The sequence below is a fragment of the Achromobacter sp. genome (assembly GCF_036567245.1).
Classification (GTDB): Bacteria; Pseudomonadota; Gammaproteobacteria; order Burkholderiales; family Burkholderiaceae_B; genus Achromobacter.
Genome location: NZ_DATCUY010000229.1, coordinates 1 through 5,805, shown reverse-complemented (window position 1 = coordinate 5,805; position 5,805 = coordinate 1). Strand labels below are relative to the sequence as shown.

6 protein-coding genes are annotated in these 5,805 nt (G+C 63.5%); 4 read left to right on the top strand and 2 right to left on the bottom strand.

Annotation, left to right across the window (positions count from 1 at the left end):
* Positions 1 to 1,190 (bottom strand): collagen-like triple helix repeat-containing protein (locus tag VIR09_RS10065; protein ID WP_332012733.1); only part of this gene is annotated, 1,190 nt, incomplete at its 3' end.
* 348 nt (positions 1,191 to 1,538) lie between these two features.
* Entirely contained in the window at positions 1,539 to 3,239 is a 1,701-nt protein-coding gene (locus VIR09_RS10060; protein WP_332012732.1) for a ShlB/FhaC/HecB family hemolysin secretion/activation protein, read from the bottom strand.
* Positions 3,240 to 3,746: 507 nt separating this feature from the next.
* On the opposite strand from VIR09_RS10060, the gene VIR09_RS10055 reads away from it, so the two are divergent.
* The 4 genes from VIR09_RS10055 to VIR09_RS10040 form a co-directional block, all read left to right on the top strand.
* On the top strand, positions 3,747 to 4,577 hold the full coding sequence (locus VIR09_RS10055; protein WP_332012734.1) for an MHYT domain-containing protein: 831 nt from the start codon (positions 3,747 to 3,749) through the stop codon (positions 4,575 to 4,577).
* 121 nt (positions 4,578 to 4,698) lie between these two features.
* A complete protein-coding gene (locus VIR09_RS10050; RefSeq protein WP_332012731.1) occupies positions 4,699 to 4,899 on the top strand; it encodes a Flp family type IVb pilin in 201 nt (66 codons plus the stop codon).
* Between the two features lie 143 nt (positions 4,900 to 5,042).
* Positions 5,043 to 5,564: an A24 family peptidase gene (locus VIR09_RS10045; protein ID WP_332012730.1), complete on the top strand. Its 522-nt coding sequence runs from the start codon at positions 5,043 to 5,045 to the stop codon at positions 5,562 to 5,564.
* Positions 5,510 to 5,805: TadE/TadG family type IV pilus assembly protein (locus VIR09_RS10040; protein ID WP_332012729.1), on the top strand; the 296-nt coding region annotated here is incomplete at its 3' end. The genes VIR09_RS10045 and VIR09_RS10040, both read left to right, overlap by 55 nt.

Genomic DNA, 5,805 nt, shown 5'->3' with positions numbered 1-5,805 from the left:
AAACCGCCCGTCACGCCACCCAGGCCCAGGCCGCCGGTCAGCGAGGCCAGCGCGCCTGTGGCGTTCGTCAGCGTCGCCCCCAAGGGGTTGGCATTTCCCGGCGTGGCATGGAGCACGCCGCCCGCGCTGGCGACCGCGCCGCCCAGGCCTTGCAGCACACCGTTCAAGCCGCCCACGCCTCCGGGCAAGGAGCCGCCCAGATTGGTGACCGTGCCGCCCAGGCTGCTCAGCAGGCCGGCGACTGGCGCGCCGAGCTTGGTCGTGTCGCCCACTTTCTGGGTCAGCCCGATGGCCGTGCCGGCCAGCGGACTGGCGGTGGGATCCAGCGCGCCGCCCACGCCTGCGAGCGTGGGTTGCAGACCCAGCGGCAGGACGTTGTCGACCGTCTTGCCGACATTCCCCAGCGCGGGTTCAAGCAGTGGTGTCGAGGGGCCGCCCAGCACGCCGCCAGTCACGCCGCCAACCACTTGGGTAAGGGGCTGCAAGAGTCCGCCCTGGCCCGACAGGCCCGCGGTCAAGGCGCCTACGGCGCCGGTGGCGTTGCCCAGTACGGTCGTCAGGGGATTCGGATTCTGCGCGTCCGCATGCAGCAGGCCGCCGGTGCTGGCCACCGTCTTGCCCAGACCGTCCACCAGCCCGCCCACGCCGGCGCCCAGGCCACCAGGCAGGCCTGAGCCCTTGACGGTGGTGCCCAGATCGCTGACCAGTCCGCCGACTTGGCGGACCACGCCGTCCGCGGGTTGCCCCAGGCCGGTCGTGGCGCCGATTTGCTGCGTCAAGCCGACCACCGTGTCCACCACTGGCTTGACCGTGGGATCCAAGGCCTTGCCTACGCCGCCCAGCGTCTTGTCCAGGTTCAGGGGCAGGGTGTTGTCAACCGCGCCGCCGGTATTGCCCAGCGTTGTTTCCAGCACGCCGCTCACGCGTGGCGTGCCGGGGTCGGTACCACCGGGGTCGGTGCCGCCGGGGTTGGTGCCACCGGGATTGGTGCCACCGGGATTGGTACCGCCAGGGTTGAGGCCGCCGCCGCCGCCCGGATTGGTCGGAATGTCCGTTCCCGGCAGGCCCGCGGACTTTTTCCCGCTGCCGCCACCACCGCCGCAAGCAGCCAGGGCGCTGACAAGCGCGGTGGCCATGACGGTAGCGGTCAGAATACGTTGCAGGCGGCGTGCTTCGGAATGGGTATGCATGGCGAGCTCCTGTTGTTGGAAGAGTCAGGCTAGGAAACAACCCGATACGCTCCTTCATGCACAAACCATGCCAAGATTTTTCAAGCACTGTTCCAAACGGCAAATACCAAAATTTTTGATGAATTAAAGTGCTTTGTTATCAATAGGATATAAATAAAATTAAGGGTTTTCCTTAAATCTGGAAAAACCGCATATTTGCGATCGAGGGGAGCCTGTGAATGTTACGAATGGCCGCTTATCCGACGTTACGTTACGGCGGACGTTACGTAACGCGAGCGGCAATCGGGCAAGAAAAAACGCCCGTCGTGACGGGCGTCCGCAAGTCTGCTGCGTCTGGCGCCGCTTGGGCTAGAACGCGTCGTAGAACAGCGAATAGTTGGCGTTGAAGCGCACGCTGCGGCTGTCGTTGACCGTGGCCGATCCCACCGGTTTGGCCAGGTTGAAATCGAACAGATAGTATTTGTCGTCGGTAAAGCGCAAACCCAGGGCCACGGAAGACAGGTGCCGCTGGTTCAGGGTCTGCAGGTCCTTGTTGTTGTACCAAGTGCGCGCGTAGTCGATCAGGGCGTAGGGTTGAACGCTTGAAAGGTATTCCCAGCCCACGCCGAAGCGGCGGTTGACTTCGGCCGAGACGCCCACGCCCTTGTCGCCGCTTTGCTCGCCCTGCGGATAGCCCATGGCGTAGCGCCAACTGCCGTACGAGACCTGTTCGGACGACGGCAGAATATTGCTGGAGTACTGCGCGGCGCCCGAAAACACCAGGCCGATCTGGGCCGGCAGCAGAAAGGTCTGTTTGGCGTTCAGGTTGTAGCGGGTGAAGTCCAGGTCCAGTACCGGGGTCGCGGAGTACCCGTAGTTGGTCGAGATGTCCTTTTTGGCGCCAGCGGCGTCAAAGCCCTTGGCTACGCTCAGCGCGACGTCCGTGGCCTTGCTTTCGGACACCTGGATATAACGCATTTCCGCGGTCGCCGCGCGCACTTGCGCATCCTGCTGCAGCCAGCGGTCGGTGCTGCGGGATTCGTACCGGTCCTTCGAGTTGGCGGCGTAGACGCCCAGAGTCCCGGTCAGCGAGCGGGTGTTGTTCAGCAGGAACGGGTAGCTGACGCCGACGCCGATGCGGTCGTTTCTCACGCGGCGCTCGAAACCCAGCATTTCGATCGCGTCGTCCTCGGGCCGGGCGTCGTAGTGGTAGCCGTCGATTTTCACGGCCAGACCGTCCGCGCCGATCGGCACGCGGATCTCCCCAGACACGTACTTCACGTCGTCGGTATTGAAGGGGATCGAAGCGGTCAGCTTCACCTGTTCGCCCAGGGGAGTCAAACTGTTGGTCCCCGCGTTCACCACGGGCTGCATGCCGGTGCCCAGGTCCGCGACGCCGCCGGTCACGCTGACCGGCTGGCGGCTGGCAGCCAGCACCAACTCGGTGGCGCCATCGGCGCGGCGGGGCAGATCCAGGCTGGGCGTGAACTTGACGCCAGGCACGGTGCGCATCAGGTTCAACTGGCGTTCCAGGGTGGCCTGCTTGAGCGGCCTCTCTTCCAGCATCGGTGCGGCCAGCGTTTCAAGCCGGTCCTGCGCATTGCCGATGTCGCCTTCGATCCGCACGTTGCCGATGTAGCCCTCGACCACCGTCACCACGACCAGGCCGTTGGCGAAGGTCTGGTTCTGCAGCAGCGCGAACGACAGGGGAAAGCCCTTGTCGCGGTAGAGCTGGGTGATCTTGTCGACCTCCTGGACAAGCTCGCCCAGGCTGATCTCCTTGCCCGCGAGCGGACTGAGCATGCCGGACACTTCCTCGAACGGAATGGCGCGCACGCCGCTGACGTCGAAATTGCGCGGCACGATGCGCTGCGCCAGCCGGGCCTGCAAGGCCAATTGTTCCGGCGTCGCGGTCTGGACAAAAGGCGGGGGCTGGGTCGCCGAGGGCGGGCGCTCCAGCCGCGGCAGGGCGTCCACCGGGTTTCCGCGGAGGGGGCCTTCCGCCCGTGCCTGGGAACTGGTTGCCAGTATGCAAAAGAGGGCGAGGCAAAGCGGACTCGCCGGGGACATGCTTCTCTTGCCTTTTTCGTCTCTCATTTCCGCTGGCGCTTCTGGACGGATAGCCGATATCGATCGAGTATCGAATGGAAAAGGGTGGCAACAGTGTTAAGAAAACGTTGCATTTATAGGTGGGCCTATGGTGCCATTATTTCCCGTTGAATGACAATTCATTTCAAATTCAGCCCGCATAAAGTCGGCGAATTTACATTCTTTCCGAATATTCTATTGTTGCGGAATATATTCGCGGGCAAAGATAAGTGCTATTTCGCTGTTTTTATTAATGTTTTCGAAAACTTAGGAGGGTTGGTTACACATCTTCTGTCGCAATATCGCGAAATTCAGTAAAAACCCTGATGTGTATGATTTGGCAATATATAAACTAAAGATGCGTATCAAAAATACGCAAAATGTGTGGGCCCGCCCGGAGGCAAAGATGGCTGGGGATTACCGCAAGAAGCACTGCAACAGCTTGCCGGCCGCGCACTGCCGCAGCCGCTTGCCACACAGGGAGCGCAGATGAGCCCGGGCGATGTCGTTCCGCTCTCCTTCAACGGCAGTCTGGTGGCGCTTTCGTTCCTGATTGCGGCGTTGGGTTCGTATGTGGCGCTGTTGGCCGCGGCGGGTATCCGCGCAGAAACCCAGGACGGTGAAATCCGCGTCGGCTATATCGTCATCGGCGCGGTGGCGATGGGCGGCGTGGGTATCTGGAGCATGCATTTCATTGGCATGCTGGCGCAGAACCTGCCTTTTGCGGTCGGCTACCAGGTCGGCCTGACGATACTCAGCTTCATGGTCGCCGCCGGGTTTTCCGGTTGGGCATTCTGGTATGTCGGCCGGGAACGCTTCACTTTTCTCCGTTGCCTGGTCGGGGGCTGCGCCGCAGGGTTCGGCGTGGCTTCCATGCATTATGTGGGCATGAGCGCCGTCCGCATGCCGGCGGTATTGCTCTGGAATCTGCCGCTGGTGGTTTTGTCGGTACTGGTCGCCGTCGTCGCGGCCACCGCCGCGCTCTGGCTCGCCTTCAATACCCAGAATGAGCGCCAGCGCATCGGCGCGGCCATTTTGATGGCGGTCGCGGTCTGCGGCATGCATTACACCGGCGCGGCTGCGGGCGCGGTCATCTGCACGACCACGAACGACGCCGTCGGCCTGCATATCGGCGGCGCCATGCTGCCGTATATCGCTTTCGCGCTGTCGGCGGTCACCTTGCTCCTCATGCGCTGGCATTTGCAGCGCGCCTCCGAACGTTTTCGCGCGCGCACGGCGCAGCGCATCGACTCGATCATTGAATCGGCCCCTGGCGTGGCTACGGACAGATTGCCCGGAGCTACGCCGGGGCCGGGTTAGCTGGACCCTGGACGCGCTCCGCGGCAACAAGCGCGGCGCGTGGGCGGTTCCAGGCTTTAGGGGGCTGGCTCTGCTTCTTGAGGAACGGCCCGGTTACCAATCGAGACCTATGGAGCTCGACATGAAAGCAACACTTGCGCAGTTCTGGAATGACGAAGACGGCATCACCGCCCTGGAGTACGGGCTGATCGCAGGAATGGTGGCGGTAGCCCTCATTGTTGCGGTGGGTACATTTACCGGGTCCTTGAAAGGCATGTTCGAGGAACTAGGCACCAAGCTGGACAACGCCAAGACCGGCACCAGCACCCCGCCTCCGACCTAAGTCGCAAGCCTGTCCGCGTCGTGGCGGCGTTGTGTTTCTAACCGCCGCGGCGCGTACCCGCAACATGGCATCGCTTGATTGAAGGAGTCCGCGTCAGTCACGACGCGCCTGTCGTCGAATCCGATTTCTCAGAAGGTCTTGCCTTGTATCCAGGGGTAGTGCTGTGGTGGCTGTTGTTTGCATGCTGGATTCTTGCGCTGATCCACGCCGATCTGCGCTATCGCCGCGTCCCCAACCGACTGATCGTCGCGGGACTCGCGGGCCAATTGCTATGGCTGCTGGCAGCCTTGCTGGCGCCCGGCTGGGCCTATCCGCCGCGCTGGTCGGGATGGCTGATGGCGCTGGCCGGCTTTCTGGTTGCAGTGCCATTCCTGCCGCTGTGGCGCTGGCGCCTCATGGGAGCGGGGGATATCAAGGCCATCGCCGTGCTCGGCTTGCTGCTGGGCTTCGCGCCGTTGATGGTGACGCTGGCGCTGGCCAGCGTGCTGGCCGGCCTGCATGGCCTGCTGTATCTGGCGGTGTCGCAGGTCTGGGCGCTGAGCAACCGGGCGCGCCAGATTCCCTATGCCGCTTATCTGGGCCTGGCCGCCTTCAGCGCGGTTCTTATTCCGTGGAGTTCGCCCTGGTATTCGTGGTGTTCTTCCTGGTGTTTTACGGGATCCTGACGTACTCCCTGGTGGTCGCCGCGCAGCATTCCGTGACGCTGGCCGCGCAGGACGGCGCGCGCAAGGTCTTGCAGTGGCAGGCCGGCTCCGCGTCGCTGACGGCGCGGGCCAATGCTGGGCGCGATTCGGCGCTGTACCAGGCGGAGTGGATCAGCACCATGTCCGCGGCGCCGGTGCAGGTGGCGGTCTGTGGCAGCGCGGGCGCGCTGAGCAGCGCGGCCGGGGGCGCCTGCAGCGGCTT

Excerpts from the sequence above, each read along its gene's own strand:
- VIR09_RS10050 (WP_332012731.1), top strand. The coding sequence starts at position 4,699 with ATGAAAGCAACACTTGCGCAGTTCTGGAATGACGAAGACGGCATCACC.
- VIR09_RS10060 (WP_332012732.1), bottom strand. The coding sequence starts at position 3,239 with ATGTCCCCGGCGAGTCCGCTTTGCCTCGCCCTCTTTTGCATACTGGCA.
- VIR09_RS10055 (WP_332012734.1), top strand. The coding sequence starts at position 3,747 with ATGAGCCCGGGCGATGTCGTTCCGCTCTCCTTCAACGGCAGTCTGGTG.